Origin of the sequence: Streptomyces sp. NPDC093225 (genome assembly GCF_044753805.1) — a bacterium.
GTDB lineage: Bacteria > Actinomycetota > Actinomycetes > Streptomycetales > Streptomycetaceae > Streptomyces.
Genome location: NZ_JBIVNX010000014.1, coordinates 46,312 through 65,895, shown reverse-complemented (window position 1 = coordinate 65,895; position 19,584 = coordinate 46,312). Strand labels below are relative to the sequence as shown.

Below are 19,584 nucleotides of genomic sequence, written 5' to 3'. Positions count from 1 at the left end.
CGAGGTCAGGGAATGATGGTGAACGGCTTGGGCACGACACCTGCCACGCAGCCGGTGTCCGGCGAGGTCGGCCGCTTCAGGAAGGAGCGCAGGACCGACGCGGCGCACGTCTCCTGGGGCACCACCCAGTGGCCGATCCCGGGAATCAGCACGGAGGTCGAGCGGGGCAGCGTACGGCCCGTGAACGGACCCCAGCTCGCGCCGGTCTTCGCGTCGAAGGTCCCAGAGACGATGAGCGTGGGCACCTTGCTGCGGGTGGCCACCCGCTGGACCGCGGTGCGGTCCGGGACGTTCCAGGCGCGGCACAGGTCGTGCTCGAAGGGCAGCTGCGGGGCGTGGGCCAGGACCGTGTCCGGCCAGCCGGGGAAGGCCCGGCGGCCCGCTTCCAGCACGTCGCGCTCGGTGAAGCCCGGGGCCCACTCGGCGCAGGCGACCGAGTGCGTCAGCCCGTGGGCGAACTCGCCGATGGCGGGCGTCGCCCCGGCGGCCTGGGCCTGCGCGAGGCGCTCCGGATTGCCGGCGGCGAGCTCGTAGAGCGCCGCGGGAACGTCGGCGGACGGTACCAGCTGACCGTCGGTGACCAGCAGGTTCACCAGGGTTCCCCCGTCGAGGACGACCTTCACGGGGGTTCCGCCACCGGGCGGCGGCACGGTCAGCGTCAGCGGGTTCGCCTCCAGCCGCCGCACCTGCTCCGTGAGCGTGCGCGAGAGGTGCGGGTAGCGGGAGTTGCAGGCGGGTTGGGCCGCACAGGCGGCGAAGATCGCGTTGATCCCCTCCTGGGCGCTGTCCCAGGCCCACGGCAGGCTCACGATCTGCGGCGGCACGACCGAGTCGATCGCCAGCGAGCGGATGCCCTGGGGGTGCCGGCGCAGGTAGGTGAGGCCGAGGTCGGTACCGTAGGAGTAGCCGTAGACGTTCCACTTCTTGATGCCCAGGGCCTTGCGCAGGGCGGCGAAGTCCGCCGCGTTCTCCGTGGTGTTGTAGGCGGGGAGGTCGGCTCCCTCTGCGGTCAGGCGGTCCCGGCACTCCTTCGCCGCGCGCACCAGCCCCGCTCCGGTGGAGGGCGCGTCGTAGGGCAGGCCCACGGCGGTCGCGTTGAACCGGTCGATCTCCGGGCAGGCGAGGTTCGGCTGCGAGTGGAGCCCGCCGCGCTGGGTCATGACGATCAGGTCGCGGTCCGCGTTGACGCCCGAGGCGATGAGGAAGGGGATGGCCCCGATCGCGTCGCCGCCCGGACCTCCCTCCATGAACACCACCGGGTCCGGGGCCGGTGAGGCCGAGGCCGCGGGGATGATCGCGACGGTCAGCCGGATGGTTCGGCTGCCGTGGCGGGCACGGTTCTCCGGGACTTCGAGGAACCCGCACTCCCCGGGGATCGGATCCGGCACGTCCGGGCACGGACCGGGTACGAACCGGGCCCTGGTTCCCGACGGGGACTCGGGGGCGGGCGGCGTCGCGGCGCTGCTCGGGGTCGGGGCGATCGCGCCCAGCAGCGCCAGGCCGGCCGCGGCGAGTGCCGCGGCGGTGCGCGTGTGCGCGGCGTGCCGCGCTGCGTACCGGTGGCGCGCTCGCGTGCCTGCGCGCCCGGCGGGCCCGTACGCGGACCGCCGCCTCCCTTCGGGTCCGATGCCTTGCTCTGCCATGTGACCCCATCTCTCGGCTGCCTCGGCCCGCCCGGCCGGGACGGCGGCGGGCGGCCGTGCCCGCCGACCGTCGGGGGCGGGCGGGCACCATCGTCAGCCTGGGGCCGCAGCGGGCCGGCCACCACTCGTGTGCGCCACACGGAGCAGGGCGGTGTCACCCTGGCAGGGCGTCACCTCGTGCGGACGGGTCCCGAGGCCAGCGGGGCGAGCCGGATCCCGGGGGTCGCGGTCGTCGCGGGGTCCGGAACGGGACCGGCGGGGCGGTCGGCGTCGCGGGCGGGCCACAGCAGGACCGCGGCCACGGCCGCCGCCAGGCCGATCAGGCCGAGGGCCACGACGGCGGCGAGCAGTCCGGCCCGGGCCCCCACCCAGCCGGCCAGCGGGTAGGTGAGCAGCCAGGCGGCGTGCGAGAGGGAGAACTGGGCCGCGAACACCGGCGTGAGGTCCGCCGGCCGCACCGAGCGCCGCACGAGCCGGCCCGTCGGGGTCAGGACCGTCGAGGTGCCGGCCCCGAACGCCGCCCACGCGACCAGCAGCGCGGGCCACCGCCAGCCGCCGCCGGAGGCGGCCGTGACCGCACCGACGGCGGCGAACACGACCGTCAGCGAGAGGGCGCCGCGCAGCATGACCGTACGGTCGGCCACCGTCTCCAGGACCCGCGGCAGCAGCAGGGCCACCAGCATGGACCCGGCCCCGTAGGCGCCCAGGGCGAAGGCCACGTCGCCGGTGGAGCGGCCGAGGTGGTCGCGGACGTAGACGACCGTGTTGACCGTGACCAGGGCGCCGGCCGCGGCCACGGCCAGGTTCAGCAGCAGCAGGGCGCGCAGCCGCGGGACGCGGAGCAGCACGCGTACGCCCTCCGTGGCCCTGGCGTACCCGCCGCGGGCCGAGGACGGCTCCGCCGCGTCCCGCCCAGGCGCCGGGGCGGGGGTGGGGGCGGGAGCCGGCCGGGGCAGGACGGCGGAGACGACCAGCGCGGCGGAGGCGAGGAACCCGCCCACGGTGCCGAGGAACAGCCGGTCGTAGCTCGTGAAGGCCAGCAGTGCGGCGGCCAGCGCCGGGCTGAACAGGCTCTCCAGGTCGTAGGCGAGCCGGGACAGCGACAGCGCCCGCGTGTACTCCCGCTCCTGCGGCAGCACGTCCGGGATGACGGCCTGGAAGGTCGGGGTGAAGGCCGCCGAGGCCGCCTGGAGGGCGAAGACCAGCACGTACACCTGCCAGACCTGGCCGACGAACGGCAGCGCCAGCGCCACCGCCGCCCGGACCAGGTCGGAGCCCACCATCAGGGCCCGGCGCGGGATCCGGTGGGCGACCGCGCCGACCACCGGGGCGACGGCGACGTACGCCACCATCTTGACCGCCAGAGCGGTGCCCAGGACGGACCCGGCCCGGGCCCCGGCGAGGTCGTACGCGAGCAGGCCCAGTGCGACGGTCGCCAGCCCCGTGCCGACCAGGGCGATCACCTGGGCCGCGAACAGGTGGCGGTAGGTGCGGTTGCGCAGCACGGAGAGCATCGGGCGCCCTTCGGACGGAGGAGCTGACCCCTCCATCCTAAGCACATGTGCGCATCTGCGCACATGTATGGCCCGTAGGGCTCCGGCCGGGTCCCGGCACGGCCGACATACCCTGTTCGCATGCCCGCGAGCGAACCGATCCCAGCTGCAGACACCGCGCACGTGCGCGCCCCTGACGACGCGCGCCTCGCCGAGGCCGCCTCGGTGTTCGCGCTGCTCTCGGACGCCACGCGGCTGCACCTCCTGTGGCTGCTCGCCCAGGGCGAGTCGGACGTCGGCTCGCTCACCGAGAAGTGCTCCGCCTCCCGGACCGCGGTCAGCCAGCACCTGGCGAAGCTGCGACTGGCGGGGCTGGTGGAGACCCGGCGCGACGGCCGGCACGTCTTCTACCGCCTCGGTGACGGGCACCTGCGCCGGCTGGTCGTCGAGGCGCTCAGCCACGCCGACCACCGGGTGACCGGGGAGGCCCCGCACGACTGACCCGCCGGCCGCGCCCCGGCCGTCCCCCGATCACCGGGCCGTCCCCCGGTCGTCCGGCCGTCCCCCCGATCGCCCCGCCGCCGCCCGTTCCCGGGTGCCGGATCCACCGGGTGCGTGCACAGTGGGTGGAGGTGGGGTGACCGGAGTGCTGCCGTACAGGCGGCCGGGAAGGGGAGACGGCGATGGCCTCTGACGCCCCGATGCAGCTCGGCATGGTCGGACTCGGCCGGATGGGCGCCAATCTCGTACGCCGCCTGATGCGGGACGGGCACCGACTGGTCGTCAACGACGTCTCGCCCGACGCCGTCCGAGCCCTGGAGCAGGAAGGGGCGACGCCCGCCCGCTCCCTCGAGGAGCTCGTCGACCGGCTCGAACGCCCGCGCGCCGTATGGCTGATGGTCCCGGCCGGGGTCGTGCAGGAGACGCTCGACAAGCTGGTCCCGCTGCTCGACCCGGACGACACGGTCATCGACGGCGGCAACTCCTACTACCGGGACGACATCGCGCGGGCCCGCGACCTGGCGCCCCAGGGCGTCCACTACGTCGACTGCGGCACCTCCGGCGGCGTCTGGGGCCTCGACCGCGGCTACTGCCTGATGATCGGCGGCGAGCCGGAGCCCGTGCGCAGGCTCGATCCGGTCTTCCGCACCATCGCGCCCGGCACCGGCGACGCCGAGCCCACCCCGGGGCGCACCCGGACCGACGGGACCGCGCCGCACGGCTACCTCCACTGCGGACCGAGCGGTGCCGGACACTTCGTCAAGATGGTCCACAACGGCGTCGAGTACGGGATGATGGCCGCCATCGCGGAGGGCCTGAGCATCATCGAGCACGCCGACGCCGGCCTGCACCCGCGCACCGCGGACGCCGAGACCGCACCCCTGTCCGATCCGGAGGCCTACCGGTACGAGATCGACGTGGCCGAGGTCGCCGAGGTGTGGCGGCGCGGCTCGGTCGTCGGCTCCTGGCTGGTCGACCTCACCGCGGACGCCCTGGCCCGTTCCCCCCGGTTGGACGACTTCACGGGCCGCGTGTCCGACTCCGGCGAGGGGCGCTGGACCGTCCTGGCGGCCATCGAGGAGAGCGTGCCGGCCCCGGTCATCAGCGCCTCCCTGTTCCAACGCTACGAATCCAGGGGGCTGGGCGGGTTCACCGCGAAGGTGCTGTCCGCCATGCGCAGCGAGTTCGGCGGCCACGCCGAGAAGCAGCCCGGAACGGACCGGTGAGGACGCCCGCCATGGACCGCTCCGACGCACCCTCCGCGACCGGCCCGGAGGCGCCCCCCGCGACCCGGCCCGACGACCACGTCGTCGTCCTGTTCGGCGCCACCGGCGACCTGGCCCGGCGCAAGCTGCTGCCCGGCCTCTTCCACCTCGCCAAGGCGGGGCTGATGCCCCGGCGCTTCCGCATCGTGGGCACCACCCCGGCGTCCGCGGCGCTGGGCGACGACGCGTTCCGCGCGCACGCGCGGCAGGCGGTGGCCGAGTTCGGGCGGACCCCGCCCGAGGGCCCCGCCTGGCAGGAGTTCGAGGCCGCGCTGTCCTTCGGCGCGGCCGACCCGGACGCGCCGGAACCACTGGTGGCGGCGGTGCGCGCGGCCGAGCAGGCCGTCGGCGGCACGCCGCGCCGGCTGTTCCACCTCGCCGTCCCGCCCGTCGCGTTCACCTCCGTCATCGACCTCCTCGGCGCCACCGGCCTCGCGCGCGACGCCCGCGTCATCGTCGAGAAGCCGTTCGGCACCGACCTGGCGTCCGCGCGTGCGCTCAACGCCACCATCCACGCCGTCTTCGACGAGTCCCGGGTGTTCCGCATCGACCACTTCCTCGGCAAGGAGGCGGTCGACAACATCCTCGCCCTGCGGTTCGCCAACGGGCTCTTCGAGCCCGTCTGGAACCGCGAGCACATCAGCCACGTGCAGATCGACGTGCCCGAGAAGATCGACATCCAGGGCCGGGCCCAGTTCTTCGAGGGCACCGGGACCTTCCGCGACATGGTCGTCACCCACCTCTTCCAACTGCTCGGGTTCGTCGCCATGGAGCCGCCGGTCGCCCTGGAGGCGCGGGCGCTGCGCGACGAGCAGGTCAAGGTGTTCCGGAGCATGCGGCCCCTCGACCCGGCGGACGTCGTCCGGGGCCAGTACACCGGCTACCGCGACGAGCCCGGGGTCGATCCCGCCTCCGACACCGAGACCTTCGTCGCCCTGCGCGTCGGCATCGACAACTGGCGCTGGGCCGGGGTCCCGTTCCACCTGCGCACCGGCAAGGCCCTGGCCGAGGGCCGGCACCAGGTCACCATCGGCCTGCGCGAGCCCGTCCTGCGGATGTTCCCCCTCGACGCGCGGACCTCGGCCGGCGGCCGCGGCAACGCGCTGGTCGTCGACTTCGCCGACCCCGGGAGCCTCACCACCCGCTTCCTCGTCAAGGAGCCCGGCGCCGACATGCGGCTGGCGGAAGCGGAGATGGTCTTCGGCTACGACACCTCCTTCACCTCCGAGAACTCCCTGGAGGGGTACGAGCACCTCATCCTGGAGGCCATGCTCGGCAACCAGTCGCTCTTCACCCGCTCGGACGGCATCGAGCGGCTGTGGGAGCTGTCCGCCCCGCTGCTCGACGCACCGCCGCCGGTACGTCCGTACGCCCCCGGGAGCTGGGGGCCCGACGCCATCGACGCGCTCGTGGCACCCCACCGGTGGTACCTCCCCGACCGGCACCGAAACGAAGGGCCCTGACGGCATGCTGGGACTCCCGGACCACGTCACCACCTGCCTGTTCGACCTCGACGGCGTGCTCACCCGGACCGCGAAGGTCCACGCGGCCGCCTGGAAGCAGATGTTCGACGACTACCTGCGGGAGCGGGCCGGCCGCGACGGGTCGGCGTTCGTCCCGTTCGACGCGGTCCGCGACTACGACGAGTACGTGGACGGGCGCCCCCGCGAGGACGGCGTGCGCACCTTCCTCGCCTCCCGGGGCATCACGCTGCCCGAGGGGGCGCGCGACGACGACGCCGCGCGGGAGACGGTCAACGGACTGGGCACCCGCAAGAACGCCCTGGTGCTGCGCATGATCCGGGAGGAGGGGGTGGAGGCCTACGAGGGCTCCGTGGCGTTCGTGCGCGCGGTCCGGGACGCCGGCCTGCACCGGGCCGTCGTCTCCTCCAGCGCCAACTGCCGCGACGTACTGGTCGCGGCCGGCATCGAGGACCTCTTCGAGCAGCGGGTCGACGGCGTGACCGTCGCGGAGCAGGGTCTGGCGGGCAAACCCGCCCCCGACAGCTACCTGGCCGCCGCCCGCCTCTTCGACACCGACCCGCGCCACGCCGCCGTGTTCGAGGACGCCCTGGCCGGGGTGGCCGCGGGCCGGGCGGGCGGCTTCGGCTACGTGGTCGGCGTGGACCGGGCGGGACAGGCGGCCGCGCTGCGCGAGCACGGCGCCGACGTCGTGGTCACCGACCTCTCCGAACTCCTGGACCGCCGATGATCCCGCACCCGTCCTTCGCCACCGAGCCCTGGCAGCTGCGCGAGACCGACCTCGACCTCGACGTCCTCGCGCAGAGCGAGTCCGTGTTCGCCCTGTCCAACGGCCACCTCGGCTGGCGCGGCAACCTCGACGAGGGCGAACCGCACGGCCTGCCGGGCAGCTACCTCAACGGCGTCCACGAGACGCACCCGCTGCCCTACGCCGAGGCCGGCTACGGCTACCCCGAGTCCGGCCAGACGGCCATCAACGTCACCGACGGCAAGGTCATCCGGCTGCTCGTCGACGACCACCCCTTCGACCTGCGCTACGGCCGACTGCACTCCCACGAGCGCGTCCTGGACTTCCGCACCGGCATCCTGAGCCGGACCGCGCAGTGGACCACGCCCTCCGGCCGCACCGTACGGCTGACCACGCAGCGCCTGGTGTCCCTGGCGCAGCGCGCCGTCGCCGCGATCGCGTACACGGTCGAGGCCGTCGACGGCCCGGCCACCGTCGCCGTGCAGTCCGAGCTGGTCGCCAACGAACAACTGCCCACCGCCTCCGGCGACCCCCGGGTGGCCGCCGCCGTCGACTGCCCGCTGCGCCCCGAGGAGCACCACGCCCACGGCACCCGGCTGCGGCTGGTCCACTGCACCGGCGCGACGGGCCAGCGGGTCGCGGCGGCCGCCGACCACTTCCTCGACGGCCCCGAGGGCACCACGTACGCGGCGGAGAGCGAACCCGACGTGGCCCGCCTGACCGTCACCGCCGAGCTCGCGCCCGGGCAGCGGCTCTCGCTGGTGAAGTTCGTCAGCCACGGCTGGTCCGCCCGGCGGTCCCTGCCCGCGCTGCGCGACCAGGTGGAGGGCGCGCTCGCGGCGGCCCGCAGCACCGGCTGGGAGGGGCTGTGTGCGGCGCAGCGGGCCTGCCTGGACGACTTCTGGGCCGACGCCGACGTCGAGGTGGAGGGCGACGACGAGGTCCAGCAAGCCGTCCGGTTCGCCCTCTTCCACCTCTTCCAGGCCGCGGCCCGCGCCGAGGAGCGCGCCCTGCCCGCCAAGGGGCTCACCGGCACCGGCTACGACGGGCACGCCTTCTGGGACACCGAGTCGTTCGTGCTGCCCGTCCTCACCCACACCGCGCCGCACACCGTCGGCCCGGTCCTGCGCTGGCGGCACTCCACCCTGCCCGGCGCCCTGGAACGCGCCCGCCAACTGGGCCTGCGGGGCGCCGCGTTCCCCTGGCGCACGATCAGCGGCGCCGAGTGCTCCGCGTACTGGCCGGCCGGCACCGTCGCCTTCCACGTCAACGCCGACATCGCCGCGGCGGCCGAACGGTACGTCACCGCCACCGGCGACCGGGAGTTCCACCGGGGCCCCGGGCTCGACCTGCTGGTGCACACCGCCCGGCTGTGGCGCTCGCTCGGCCACTTCGACTCCGGGGGCGCCTTCCACATCGACGGCGTGACCGGCCCGGACGAGTACAGCGCCGTCGCGCGCGACAACCTGTACACCAACGTCATGGCGCGCAAGAACCTCCTCGCCGCGGCGGAGGCGGTGGCGCGCCACCCGGAGCGGGCGGCGGAGCTCGACGCCGGACCGGCGGAGGCCGAGGACTGGCGGCGCACGGCCGCCGCCGTCGCCGTTCCGTACAACCCGAGGCTCCAGGTGCACGAGCAGGCGGCCGGCTTCACCGACCAGGAGATCTGGGACTTCGACGGCACCGCGGAGGAGCAGTACCCGCTGCTGCTCCACTTCCCGTACTTCGACCTCTACCGCAAGCAGGTGGTCAAGCAGGCCGACCTGGTGCTGGCGATGCTCACCTGCCCGGAGGCGTTCACCCCCGAGGAGAAGGGACGCAACTTCGCCTACTACGAGCCGCTGACCGTCCGGGACTCCTCCCTCTCCGCCTGCTGCCAGGCGGTGTTGGCCGCCGAGACGGGTCATATCGGGCTGGCCTGGGCGTACACGCGCGAGGCGGCCCTGATGGACCTGGACGACCTGGAGCACAACACCCGCGACGGCCTGCACATGGCCTCGCTCGCCGGCACCTGGATCGCCCTCGTCCAGGGCATGGGCGGGCTGCGCCTGCACTACGGCCTGCCGCCCGGACCCGACACCGCCGCGGGCGATGCGGGCGCCGAGGCGGGCGCGTCCGAGGCCGACGACGGGTCGGGGGCACCCGTGCACTGCGCCCCGCGGCTGCCGTCCGCCCTGACGCGACTGGCCTTCACCATCCGCGTCCGCAACCGCCGGCTGCGGCTGGAGATCGACCGGTCCTCGGCCCGTTACTGCCTCCTGGAGGGACCGCCCCTGCAGGTGGCCCACCACGGCGAGACCGTGCGGCTCACCACGGACGCGGTGGCCGACCTGCCCGTCCCGCCGTTGACCGAGGCAGCCGCCCCGCGCCAGCCCAGGGGACGGGCCCCCCGGACCTGAGGTCGCCGCGTCCGTGGTCCGGGGCGGCGGTCCCGCACGCCGTACCGGCACGTATTACCGGCGGGTAGTCAGTGGGGTGGCGAGGCAGTAGCCTCGGCGGGTCGAGAAGGGAAGGCCCATGCCCCGTACGTTCACGGTCTCCGACGGGATCGTCATCCGCGCCCTCCCCGGCGAGGTCTACCGCCGCATCTCCGACCCCGCGCGGATGGGCGAGTGGAGCCCGGAGAACCTCGGTGCCACCGTGCACGGGGACCGTGCGGCCCGGTCCGGGTCGGTCTTCGACGGGCGGAACAAGCGCGGGCCGCTGCGCTGGACCACGCGGTGCACCGTCACGGCCGCCGAACAGGACCGGCTGTTCCGGTTCCGGGTCCACGCCTTCGGGTTCCGGCAGCCGCGCATCCCGGTGGCCCTGGCCACCTGGGAGTACCGCCTCGAGGCCGTCCCCGAGGGGACCCGGGTGACCGAGACCTGGACGGACGACCGCCGCTCGTGGCCGTACCCCGTCGTGCAGGTCTTCGACCGCGTCGCGACGCGCGGGCGCACGTTCGCCGAGTTCCAGCGGTGGAACATCCGCACCACCCTCCACAACCTCAAGGCGGCACTGGAACGCCCCGCCGACCCGGCCTGACCCGGCTCGCCCCGGGAACTCCCGTTCGTTGCGAAGGAAGTGAGCACGAACAGCACGAACCAGGGGGAGCAGATGGGGGATCCGATGGCGGACGCCGTGCGGGAGCGGGACGCCGGGGAGACGGGGAAGACCGGCCCGGAAGGGGCCGAGCAGCAGGGCGGGCGCCGGGCGCAGCGGCCCTTCTGGCAGGAGCTGCCGATCCTCGTCGTGGTCGCACTGGTGCTCGCCCTGCTCCTCAAGACCTTCCTGCTCCAGGCGTTCTCGATCCCGTCCGGCTCGATGCAGAACACCCTCCAACTGGGCGACCGGGTCCTGGTCGACAAGCTCACCCCGTGGTTCGGGGCGGAGCCCGAGCGGGGCGAGGTCGTCGTCTTCCACGACCCCGACGGATGGCTGGACGAACCGCTCGACGACCCTAACCCGCTCCAGACCGCACTCGGATTCATCGGACTGCTCCCTCCCGACGGGGAGAAGAACCTGATCAAGCGCGTCGTCGGGGTCGGCGGCGACACCGTCGAATGCCAGGACGACGGGCCGCTCAAGGTCAACGGCAAGGCGCTCGACGAGCCGTACGTCTTCCCCGGCAACACGCCGTGCAGCAGTGACGGCCGCGGCGGCCGGTTCAAGGTGACGGTCCCCGAGGGGATGCTGTGGATGATGGGCGACCACCGGCAGGACTCCGAGGACTCCCGCTACCACCAGGACGACGAGAACGGCGGCTTCGTCCCCGTGGGCGCGGTCGTCGGCCGGGCCGTCGTGGTCGGCTGGCCGGTCACCCGCTGGGCCACCCTGCCCGTCCCGGACGCCTTCGACGACGTGCCGGCCGCGCCCGCGCGGCGCTGAACGGCGCACCGGAACTCTGTCGCCGACTCCCCTTCAAACATTGAAGGTTGGACAGGAAGCAGCCCTGACCTGCGACTATCGTGAACGTCATGGACCGCTACGGGAACAGCACGGGCCGGTCCGACGGCGACGCGGCCACCACCCCCCTCCTCGACGTGAGCCCCCGCGCGTGTGCGCAGGGCATGCCCCTGGACATCCGCGGGAGGGGCTGGCAGAGCTGGCCGGTCCGGCTGACGGTCGACGGGCGGCCGGTCCGGTGCGAGCGGGTGCTCGTGGGGCTGGCCGTCCCCGACTCCGGAGAGCTCGGGGACGACGGGGCGACGGACGCACCGCAGGACCCGTACGACGAGCCGGTACGGCGGCCCGCCGCGCGCCCCGGCGAGGCGGTCCGGCCGGACGGCACCGGGACCTTCCTCTGCCGGCTCTCGACCCTGCACCTGGACCCGGGGGAACACCGCGTCGCGGCGGCGTACGCGCACCGCGGCGCCGAGTACGCCCAGGACGGCCACGAGGCGGCCGCACCGGTCGCGGTGCTCGTGCGGCCGCGCACCGACGTGGGAGGCGGCCAGGCGCCCCCGGAGGGCGCCGAGGCGGAGAGCGGCTCCGACGGCCCGCGGGAAGAGGGCGACGCCCCCTTCGCACGCGACCGGTTCCACTGGGAGCGCCGCTTCGGCCACCTCGGCCGCATCCCCCCGGGCACCCGCGAGACGCAGATATCGCAGGTACGGGCCCTGCGCGAGCGCCGGGACCGGCTCGAGGCGGGCCTGCGGGCCACGACGGACCCGGACCGGCCCGACACGGTCCGCTCCCTGCCCGTGCCGGGCGGCACCAACTGGACGCCGATGGGACCGGGACCGTTGGTCGTCGGCAGCGTCGCGTGGAGCGGTCGGGCGCTCTCGATCGCCGTCGACCCCACCGACACCGACACCGTGTACCTGGGCACGGCGAACGGCGGGGTGTGGAAGAGCACGGACCGCGGGCTGACGTGGACCCCCAAGTCCGACTTCCAGCGGAGCCTGGCCATCGGGGCGCTGGCCGTCGACCCGAACGACCACCTGCACGTCGTCGCGGGGACCGGGGAATGGGGCTCGAGCGCGGACACGTACTACGGCGGGGGACTGCTGATCTCGGTCGACGGCGGTGCCACCTGGACGGAACGGGGGACGGCCGTCTTCGACCACGACGCCATCACCCGGGTCGTCTTCGACCCGACGGACACCACCGGCCAGCGGCTGCTGGTCGCGTCCGACGTCGGCGTCCACGAGAGCACCGACGGCGGAGTGAACTGGACGCGCCTGGTCGACGGTCTGTACACCGACATGGTGGTCTTCCGCATGCCGGGTCCGCCCGGGACCGTGAAGGTCGTGGCCGGCTACTTCGGCCAGGCCCTGTGGACGAGCACCCGCACCTCGGGGGCGTGGTCGACCTGGACGGCGATCAGCAGCCCCGCGCTGCCGTCCGGAGTGGCGGCCTTCGAACGCGTCGCGATGGCCCAGCAGGCGGGGGACCCGTCGACCGCACTCGCCCTGTTCGTCACCTACCCGGGCTTCGCCGCGCTGGCCAGGACGACGGACAGCGGGGCGACGTGGTCGGCGGTCCCGATGCGCTTCGACTCGCCGGTCTCGTCCGTGACGTCCTCGAGCGCGGGCCATGCCCACTCGTTCGTCGTCCCTGCGACGGACACGACGGCACCGCCGACCGCGCGTACGTACACGAGCACCACGAACGGGGTACCGGCCCACACCCACACCGTCACGTTCACGGCGCAGGAGTTCGCGCGGATGGCCGGCGGCGGTCCGGTCCGGCTCACCACCACAGCCGACGCGACGGGGCACACGCACACGGCGTCCTTCTCGTTCCTCGCCATGAGCTTCTACGCCGTCCACGTGGCGGTGCACCCGACCGACCCCAACATCCTCTTCGTCGCGGAGCGGTTCCTGTGGCGGTGCAGCACGGGCGGCGGCGTCTTCGAGCCCGTCCCCAACGTCCATGCCGACCACCACGCCTTCGTCTTCGACCCCGTGACCCCGACCACCTGCTGGGACGCCAACGACGGGGGCATCCAGGTCTCCACGGACACCGGTGTGACCTGGAGCCACCGCAACCGGGACCTGGCGACGCTGCAGTTCGAGTCGATCGCCCAGCACCCCGACTGGGAGAACGTGATGATCGGCGGCACCCAGGACAACGGGGTGCAGCGCTACGCAGGCACTCCCGCCTGGACGGTGTCGGCCTACGGCGACGGCGGCTTCACCGCCATCGACCCCTCGACGCCCCTGCGGATGTACCAGCAGTACACCAACGCGACCATCTACCGGTCCGAGGACGCCGGCGCCTCGTGGCAGTTGAAGAACGCCGGGATCGACGGCCGGGTCCAGTTCTACTCGCCGTTCGCACTCGACCCGACCACCCCCACGACCTGCTATTTCGGCGGCGACCGGCTGTGGCGCAGCGAGGACCGCGCCGAGACCTGGGCGGCTCTCACCGCCGCGCCGCACAACGCCGTCACGGCGATCGCCGTCCATCCCGCCGACAGCGACACCGTGTACGCCGGGACGGAGATCGGGCAGGTCTACCGGTTCCGACGTACGGGACCGACGTGGGCCCCCGTCGACGTGACCCGCACCGACCTCACGGGGCCGTCGCTGCCGCCCGTGTGCGTCTCGGACATCGCCGTCGACCCCGCGGGCGTCGTCTGGGTGACGATCGCCGGCCTGCTGAACTCCGAGGAGACGGGGGAGTTCACCTGCGACCACGTCTACCGGCGGGGGCCCGGCGACACCGTGTGGACCTCGCGCTCCGGCGGCCTGGCGCAGGCCAACCCCGTCAACACGATCGTCATCGACCCGACGAACGCCAACCGGCTCTTCTGCGGCGGTGACGTCGGCGTCTTCCGGACCGAGGACGCCGGCCTGACCTGGTTCCCCTGGGACCAGGGCCTGCCCAACGCGCCCGTCTTCGACCTCGCCCTGCACGCCAAGCGCCGGCTGCTGCGGGCGGCCACCCACGGCCGGAGCGTCTGGGAGCGGCCCGTGGACGCGACGCAGGCCCGGATGGTCGACCTGTACGTGCGCGACACGGTGCTCGACTCCGGGCGGGTCCAGCCGTCCCCGTCGGGGGTCGTGGACCCGTTCGACCCGAAGGGCGTGGGGACGACGTGGTGGTGGCAGAGCCCCGACGTCCTGGTGGACGCCCCACAACCCGACTACCAGACCCCCGCCCCCGTCGGCGACTACGTCGCGCTGACGCAGATCGCCCACCGCACCGCGCGCCGGGACCGCCTGAACCGCTTCTACGTGCAGGTGCACAACCGGGGCGTGAGCGCGGCCACGAACGTCCGTGTGCGGGCCTTCCTCGCCGACGCCTCCGCCGGCCTGCCGGCCCTGCCCGCGGACTTCTGGTCCGCCGGCAGGCCCTTCGCGGCCGATCCGGCCGCCACGGCGTACACGCCGCTCGGCCCGACCCGGACGATCGCCCGGCTCGAGGCAGCCGAACCGGGCGTGGTGGAGTGGGACTACCTCGTCCCGCCCACGGCGGCCGCGCACTCGTGCATCCTGGCCGTCACCACCTGCGACGAGGACCCCGTCGACGCGAGCCAGGTGTTCGACGTCACGACGCTGGTGACCACCCGCAAGCACGCCGCGCTGAAGAACCTGCAGGTCGAGGACGCGGTGGCGGGCGGCGTGACGCCGTCGAGCGCGTTCGTCGTCCTGCTCAACAACGTCAAGCAGACCCCGCACCCGTTCGACGTGCGGTTCGAGTGGGCCAGCCTGCCCGAGGGCACCCGTCTGTACATCGCGTTCGAGAAGCTCGGGAACGCCATGGGGCCGCAGCCGGGCCACGGCGTGGACCCGCTGGACCACGCGGAACGGTTCCTGCCCGAGACGTTCACCGACCACGACGGACACGTCCGGAAGTTCGACTTCGCACGGTCGTACGTCATGAGGCCCGACGAGCACCGCAAGAACGAGCTCAAGGGCGTCCGCATCGACCCCGAGCGCGGCTCCCGGGGACTGGCCGTCAACGTCCGGCTGCCGCAGGACGCTGCGGACCGGCCCGTCGAGTTCCACGTCCTGCAGGAGCTCCAGAACCAGCTGCTGGGCGGGAGCACGTACGTCGTCCGGCCGGTGCACCCCGAGGACCGCCCGGCTGCGGGCGCACCCCCCGAAGAGGGGTCCGACGACCCGACGACCGATTGAGGGGAGGCCCGTGATGGCCCTTCACCCGTCCCACCACCGCACCAGCGACGCCCTCCGCCCCCGGTTCTGGGTGGAAGTGGTCCTGGGAGCCGCGTCCGGGCTGCTGTTCGTGGTCACCCTCGTCTGGCACGACTGGATCGAGGTGCTCTTCGGCGTCGAGCCGGACGCCGGGAGCGGCGCCGTCGAATGGCTCGTCGTGGCCGTCACGGCGCTGGGCGCCGTCCTGTGCGCGCTCGGCGCGCGCACCGAGTGGCGCCGCGCCCGCGCGGCCGTGGCCCGTCTCTGAGGCACCGTCACCCTAGCCGGCCCCGCGTGGACCTCCGCCGGGCACCCGCGTACGGACCTCGGCCGGGGCCCGTGCGGCCCGCCGACCGGACGCGCCTCAGCACCTCCCTTCGGCCCCCGCCCGGAAGTCGGGGTCGGCCTCCAGGGCGGCGAAGTAGTGCCACAGCGCCGCGCTCATGACCGGCCGCAGCGGGCCGACGACGTTGCCCTGCTTGCAGTGCTGGAGCTTCTTCAGCTTCGGGACGTCGGCGTCGTCGTTGCTCGTGAGGAGGGCGGGGGCGGTGCGCTGCGACTCCCGGAGCATCAGGTAGTTGACGTACGCCGCCAGCACCTCGTCCTGCCACGCGGCGTTGCCGTCCCGCCCGTCGGCCTCCCGCTCCGTGTAGGTGCGCCAGGCCTGTACCGCGTCGATCTCGATGGGCACGGGCTGGTCGGGGGTGGTGGGCGGACAGGCGCCCGCGACCGGATAGATCCGGCACGCGCCGTGGTCGACGACGGTGACGGAGGGGCTGCGGTCGTCGTCCGGGACGCCCTTGGCGGCGGCCGCCGCCACGCGGATCAGCTCGCGCATCGCGGTCTCGGCGGCCCCGGCGTCACCCCGGTCGACGGACGGGAGCACCGGCAGCGCCCCGGGCCGCGCCGGGGCGGCCGACGTGCCCCCGGCCGCCCCGGCGCGGGCGGTCCCGTCCGTCCCCCCGCCCGCGGCGCCTCCGCCCGGCCCGCAGCCGGCCAGGGCGCCCACGAGTGCGGCTGCGATCAGGACGGGTACGGCGCGCGTCATCATCGACCTCCACGTGCGGGGGGGGGAATCGCACCATCCTGCCGCAGTCCCGCCGTGCGGGTGGCCCGATCGGCAGGACCTGGGCGGCGGGGTCAGCGGAGTGCCGGGATCGCGTCCTGCGTCTCGTCCACCCCGACGCCCGGGACGCGGTGGCGGTCCGGCGCGGCCGGGGGCTCCTCGTCGGCGCAGACGGTGCCCCGGCCGGGCAGCGCCAGCGTGGCGAGGTAGTCGTCGACGAGGGCGCTGACGCACGCGCTCCGGTGGTACGCGGTGTGGCCTTCACCGGCGAACGTGACCAGGTGGCCGTTGTCCAGCGTCCGGGCCAGGGCCACCGCGTCCTGGTACGGGGTGTCCGGGTCTCCGGTCGTGCCGAGGACCAGGATCGGGGCGGAACCGGCGGCCCGGTACGGGCCCGCGTACCGGCTCGGGCGCTCCGCCGGCCACTGGGCGCAGGTCGGTGCGTGGTTGTGGTCGTACGTGGGCGGTCCGAAGCCGATGGCGGGTCCCAGCAGGGGAGCCGCGGAGACCTCGGCGGTGACCAGCGCGCGCAGGAGCGACGGGCTGGTCGGGTAGACCCGGTCGGCGCACTCGACGGCCAGGTTGACGTTGAGGAAGTCGAACGACCCGGGGGAGGGCGGCGACAGCAGGAACGAGTACCGGCGCTCCTGCGCCGCCCTGAGCGCCTCGCCGAACGCCGGCCAGACGGCCCTGCCCGCGTTGATGTTGAACATCAGCCGGTAGGCGAGGGTGTACCCGGTGGCCGGGCGGCCGTTCGGTGCGATGACGGGGTCGGCGTCCAGGGTCCGCTTCAGCGCCTCGAAGGCCTGCCGCGGCCGGCCGTCGCCGAACCCGCAGGCCCCGGCGTTCCGCGCGCACCAGTCCAGGAACCGGCCGAACGCCGCGTCGAGCGCGACGTACTGTCCGGCGTCGTAGGCGTACGGCAGGTCGGCGTAGGTCCGCGGGTCGTACGCGCCGTCCAGCACCATCGCGCGGACGCGCCGCGGGAACTGCGCGGCGTAGACGGTGCCGACGTAGGCGCCGAACGAGCGGCCGTAGAAGGAGAGCTGCTCCTCGCCCAGGGCCCGGCGCAGCAGGTCCAGGTCCTTGGCGTTCGACCCGGTGCCGATGAACGGTACGAGCTCGCCCGCGCGCTCGCGGCAGGCGGCGGCGAACGCGCGGCCCTGCCGGACGGCCTCTTCCAGGGCTCCGGGAGCGGGCACGCCGCGCGCGGCGTCGACGGCGGCGGCGTACTCCGCGTCGTTCCAGCACTCCACCTGTCCGCTGCGGGCCACGCCGCGCATGTCGTACCCGACGACGTCGAAGCCGTTGCGCAGGGCCGCCGGGAGCGCGGCGTAGCTGTTGCGGGCGAAGTCCACGCCGGAGTTGCCCGGGCCGCCCGGGTGCAGCACCAGGACGCCGGTGCGGTGCGCCCGGTCGGCGGCGGGCCGCCGGGTGACGGCGAGGTCGAGGGTACGACCGGTGGGGTCGCGGTGGTCGAGGGGTACGCGGGCGGTCGCGCACTCGAAGCCGTCGCCCCGGTCGTCGGCGCACGGGCCCCACGACAGGACGGGAACGGGCGGGGCGGCGGGAGCCGCTGCCGCGGCGGTGGCGGGCGTGCTCCCGAGGAGCGTGGTGACCGCGGTCAGGACGAGGGATATCCCCCACACCACCGGCCCGCGACGGTGGTCGGCCGATCGTTTCCGCATGCAGTGGTCCTCCCTGAGGGGTGCGCAACGGCCGCCAACGTAACCGCCGCCGCAGGCGCCCACCAGCGATCGCCCCGCCAATACCGCCAGAAGGTGACACCCCCTCCAACCAGCGCAAGTGCCCGTCTGCAACCAGGGCGGTACGTCCGGGGAAGACCCCCGGACGTACCGCCCCGCACGGGCGTCGCCTCCCGCTCACGAGACCGGGCTCACCGGGCTCCCCTCACGGGCCCGGGCTCCCCGCGCGGGGCGGGGAGCCCGGAGGGCGGCCGGGAGCCGCCCCGCTACGCCGTGTCCGGAGCGTCCGCGCCGTCCGGGAGCCAGCGCAACAGCTCCGCGCGGAACGGCAGGGTGCAGTCCAGCTGCGCCAGGACCGCGACCGCGCTGCCCACGACGCGGTTGACCAGCACGTACGAGGGCGGCAGGTTCAGACTGCGCAGCAGCGCCGTCCGGTGGGCGCCGGCCGCGTTCGCCACCTGCGCGCGCAGCCACTCCCGGCTGAAGCGGTGCCGTTCCGCGCGGGCCGGCTCGGCGATCGGCGTCAGGAACGCCCTGAGCACGTCCTCGTCCAGCCGCGCGTCGGGCCGCAGGAAGCCCTCCCGCACGAGGACCGCCCGGGCCCCCTCCCAGTCCTCGGCCAGCGCGAGCCGCACCAGCCGGCCCATGGCCGGTGGGAACCCGTCCGGCAGCTCCTTGACCGCACCGAAGTCGATGGCGCCCAGCCTCCCGTCCGGCAGCATCCGGAAGTTGCCCGGGTGCACGTCCGCGTGCAGGTACCCGGCCCGGCTCGGCCCCGACAGCAGGAAGCGTACGTACGCCAGCCCGGCGGCGTCGCGTTCGGCCGGGGCCCCGTCCCGGACCACCCGGGACAGCGGGGTGCCGTCCAGCCACTCGGTCACCAGGACCCGCTCCGTGGCGGCCACCACGTCCGGAACCACCACCTCGCCGCTGCCCCGGTAGGCCTCCGCGAAGGCCTGCTGGGCCGCCGCCTCCCGCCGGTAGTCCAGCTCCTCGGCCACCCGCTCGCGCAGTTCGTCGAGCATGGGCTGGACGTCGAGCCCCGGCGCGATGACGGAGCAGACCTTGACGGCCCGCCCGAGGTTGGCGTAGTCGCCCAGCAGGGCCTCGCCCGCACCCGGGTACTGGATCTTCACCGCGACGGGCCGGCCGTCGCCCCAGATGGCCCGGTGGACCTGGCCGATGGACGCGGCCGCCGCCGGCTCGTCCTCGAAGGACTGGAAGGCCGTGCGCCAGTCGGGCCCCAGCTCGGCGGCCAGCACCCGGTGGACCTGCTCGGCGGGCAGGGCCGGCGCGGCCTCCTGGAGCAGCGTGAGCGCCGCCCGGTACGGGCCCATCGCCTCGGCCGGCAGCGCGGCTTCGAACACCGACAGCATCTGGCCGAACTTCATCGCGCCGCCCTTGAGTTCGCCGAGCACCCGGAAGAGGTGGCGGCTCGTGCGCCGCTGGAGCTCCTCCGTCAGCAGCTCGGCCGGCTGACCGGCCAACAGCTTGCCGGCCCGGACCGCGGACCGGCCGGCGAACCCCAGCGGCAGCGCCGCCAGGCGCGCGCCCCGCGCCAGGGCGGACAGCGGCATCGTCCGCCCGGGACGCG

14 protein-coding genes are annotated in these 19,584 nt (G+C 74.4%); 9 read left to right on the top strand and 5 right to left on the bottom strand.

All coding sequences use genetic code 11. The features are described 5' to 3' along the window. Positions 1–5: 5 nt before the first annotated feature. Together ACIQCH_RS15520 and ACIQCH_RS15515 are read right to left on the bottom strand one after the other, a co-directional pair. Positions 6–1,643 (bottom strand): alpha/beta fold hydrolase, encoded by a 1,638-nt coding sequence (locus ACIQCH_RS15520; protein ID WP_402581188.1) that lies wholly within the window; start codon positions 1,641–1,643, stop codon positions 6–8. A gap of 170 nt (positions 1,644–1,813) precedes the next feature. After that, positions 1,814–3,157 carry an MFS transporter gene (locus ACIQCH_RS15515; protein WP_402581187.1) on the bottom strand — a complete coding sequence of 448 codons (1,344 nt, stop codon included), beginning with the start codon at positions 3,155–3,157 and terminating at the stop codon, positions 1,814–1,816. 120 nt (positions 3,158–3,277) lie between these two features. On the opposite strand from ACIQCH_RS15515, the gene ACIQCH_RS15510 reads away from it, so the two are divergent. The 9 genes from ACIQCH_RS15510 (at position 3,278) to ACIQCH_RS15470 (ending at position 15,486) form a co-directional block, all read left to right on the top strand. Continuing rightward, positions 3,278–3,637, top strand: coding sequence for a helix-turn-helix transcriptional regulator (locus ACIQCH_RS15510; RefSeq protein WP_030198150.1), 360 nt, complete (start codon positions 3,278–3,280; stop codon positions 3,635–3,637). Positions 3,638–3,819: 182 nt separating this feature from the next. Further along, positions 3,820–4,863 carry a phosphogluconate dehydrogenase (NAD(+)-dependent, decarboxylating) gene (gene gnd / locus ACIQCH_RS15505; RefSeq protein WP_402581186.1) on the top strand — a complete coding sequence of 348 codons (1,044 nt, stop codon included), beginning with the start codon at positions 3,820–3,822 and terminating at the stop codon, positions 4,861–4,863. 11 nt (positions 4,864–4,874) lie between these two features. Further along, entirely contained in the window at positions 4,875–6,365 is a 1,491-nt protein-coding gene (gene zwf, locus ACIQCH_RS15500) for a glucose-6-phosphate dehydrogenase (protein WP_402581185.1), read from the top strand. Positions 6,366–6,369: 4 nt separating this feature from the next. Then, positions 6,370–7,113 (top strand): beta-phosphoglucomutase family hydrolase, encoded by a 744-nt coding sequence (locus ACIQCH_RS15495; RefSeq protein ID WP_402581184.1) that lies wholly within the window; start codon positions 6,370–6,372, stop codon positions 7,111–7,113. Then, the gene (locus tag ACIQCH_RS15490; protein ID WP_402581183.1) at positions 7,110–9,530 is read left to right on the top strand and encodes a glycoside hydrolase family 65 protein; all 2,421 of its coding nucleotides are present in this window, start codon (positions 7,110–7,112) and stop codon (positions 9,528–9,530) included. The genes ACIQCH_RS15495 and ACIQCH_RS15490 overlap by 4 nt, the downstream gene beginning before the upstream one ends. 118 nt (positions 9,531–9,648) lie before the next feature. Next, the gene (locus ACIQCH_RS15485) at positions 9,649–10,158 is read left to right on the top strand and encodes an SRPBCC family protein (RefSeq protein WP_402581182.1); all 510 of its coding nucleotides are present in this window, start codon (positions 9,649–9,651) and stop codon (positions 10,156–10,158) included. Positions 10,159–10,230: 72 nt separating this feature from the next. Beyond that, positions 10,231–11,001 (top strand): signal peptidase I, encoded by a 771-nt coding sequence (gene lepB, locus ACIQCH_RS15480; protein WP_402581283.1) that lies wholly within the window; start codon positions 10,231–10,233, stop codon positions 10,999–11,001. 89 nt (positions 11,002–11,090) lie between these two features. After that, positions 11,091–15,200: a WD40/YVTN/BNR-like repeat-containing protein gene (locus ACIQCH_RS15475; RefSeq protein ID WP_402581181.1), complete on the top strand. Its 4,110-nt coding sequence runs from the start codon at positions 11,091–11,093 to the stop codon at positions 15,198–15,200. A 13-nt stretch (positions 15,201–15,213) separates the two neighbouring features. Then, on the top strand, positions 15,214–15,486 hold the full coding sequence (locus ACIQCH_RS15470; protein WP_402581180.1) for an ABC transporter permease: 273 nt from the start codon (positions 15,214–15,216) through the stop codon (positions 15,484–15,486). Positions 15,487–15,582: 96 nt separating this feature from the next. Here ACIQCH_RS15470 and ACIQCH_RS15465 read toward each other — a convergent pair whose 3' ends face one another. The 3 genes from ACIQCH_RS15465 to ACIQCH_RS15455 all read right to left on the bottom strand — a co-directional run bounded on the left by ACIQCH_RS15465 (position 15,583) and on the right by ACIQCH_RS15455 (position 19,567). Continuing rightward, positions 15,583–16,266, bottom strand: coding sequence for a hypothetical protein (locus tag ACIQCH_RS15465; protein WP_402581179.1), 684 nt, complete (start codon positions 16,264–16,266; stop codon positions 15,583–15,585). Between the two features lie 92 nt (positions 16,267–16,358). Continuing rightward, entirely contained in the window at positions 16,359–17,972 is a 1,614-nt protein-coding gene (locus ACIQCH_RS15460; RefSeq protein WP_402581178.1) for an alpha/beta hydrolase, read from the bottom strand. A gap of 284 nt (positions 17,973–18,256) precedes the next feature. Continuing rightward, positions 18,257–19,567: an ABC1 kinase family protein gene (locus ACIQCH_RS15455; protein ID WP_402581177.1), complete on the bottom strand. Its 1,311-nt coding sequence runs from the start codon at positions 19,565–19,567 to the stop codon at positions 18,257–18,259. Between the last annotated feature and the right edge of the window lie 17 nt (positions 19,568–19,584).

Excerpts from the sequence above, each read along its gene's own strand:
- ACIQCH_RS15465 (WP_402581179.1), bottom strand. The coding sequence starts at position 16,266 with ATGACGCGCGCCGTACCCGTCCTGATCGCAGCCGCACTCGTGGGCGCC.
- ACIQCH_RS15475 (WP_402581181.1), top strand. The coding sequence starts at position 11,091 with ATGGACCGCTACGGGAACAGCACGGGCCGGTCCGACGGCGACGCGGCC.
- ACIQCH_RS15510 (WP_030198150.1), top strand. The coding sequence starts at position 3,278 with ATGCCCGCGAGCGAACCGATCCCAGCTGCAGACACCGCGCACGTGCGC.
- zwf (WP_402581185.1), top strand. The coding sequence starts at position 4,875 with ATGGACCGCTCCGACGCACCCTCCGCGACCGGCCCGGAGGCGCCCCCC.
- ACIQCH_RS15520 (WP_402581188.1), bottom strand. The coding sequence starts at position 1,643 with ATGGCAGAGCAAGGCATCGGACCCGAAGGGAGGCGGCGGTCCGCGTAC.
- ACIQCH_RS15490 (WP_402581183.1), top strand. The coding sequence starts at position 7,110 with ATGATCCCGCACCCGTCCTTCGCCACCGAGCCCTGGCAGCTGCGCGAG.
- ACIQCH_RS15485 (WP_402581182.1), top strand. The coding sequence starts at position 9,649 with ATGCCCCGTACGTTCACGGTCTCCGACGGGATCGTCATCCGCGCCCTC.
- ACIQCH_RS15460 (WP_402581178.1), bottom strand. The coding sequence starts at position 17,972 with ATGCGGAAACGATCGGCCGACCACCGTCGCGGGCCGGTGGTGTGGGGG.
- gnd (WP_402581186.1), top strand. The coding sequence starts at position 3,820 with ATGGCCTCTGACGCCCCGATGCAGCTCGGCATGGTCGGACTCGGCCGG.
- lepB (WP_402581283.1), top strand. The coding sequence starts at position 10,231 with ATGGGGGATCCGATGGCGGACGCCGTGCGGGAGCGGGACGCCGGGGAG.
- ACIQCH_RS15495 (WP_402581184.1), top strand. The coding sequence starts at position 6,370 with ATGCTGGGACTCCCGGACCACGTCACCACCTGCCTGTTCGACCTCGAC.
- ACIQCH_RS15515 (WP_402581187.1), bottom strand. The coding sequence starts at position 3,157 with ATGCTCTCCGTGCTGCGCAACCGCACCTACCGCCACCTGTTCGCGGCC.
- ACIQCH_RS15470 (WP_402581180.1), top strand. The coding sequence starts at position 15,214 with ATGGCCCTTCACCCGTCCCACCACCGCACCAGCGACGCCCTCCGCCCC.
- ACIQCH_RS15455 (WP_402581177.1), bottom strand. The coding sequence starts at position 19,567 with ATGCCGCTGTCCGCCCTGGCGCGGGGCGCGCGCCTGGCGGCGCTGCCG.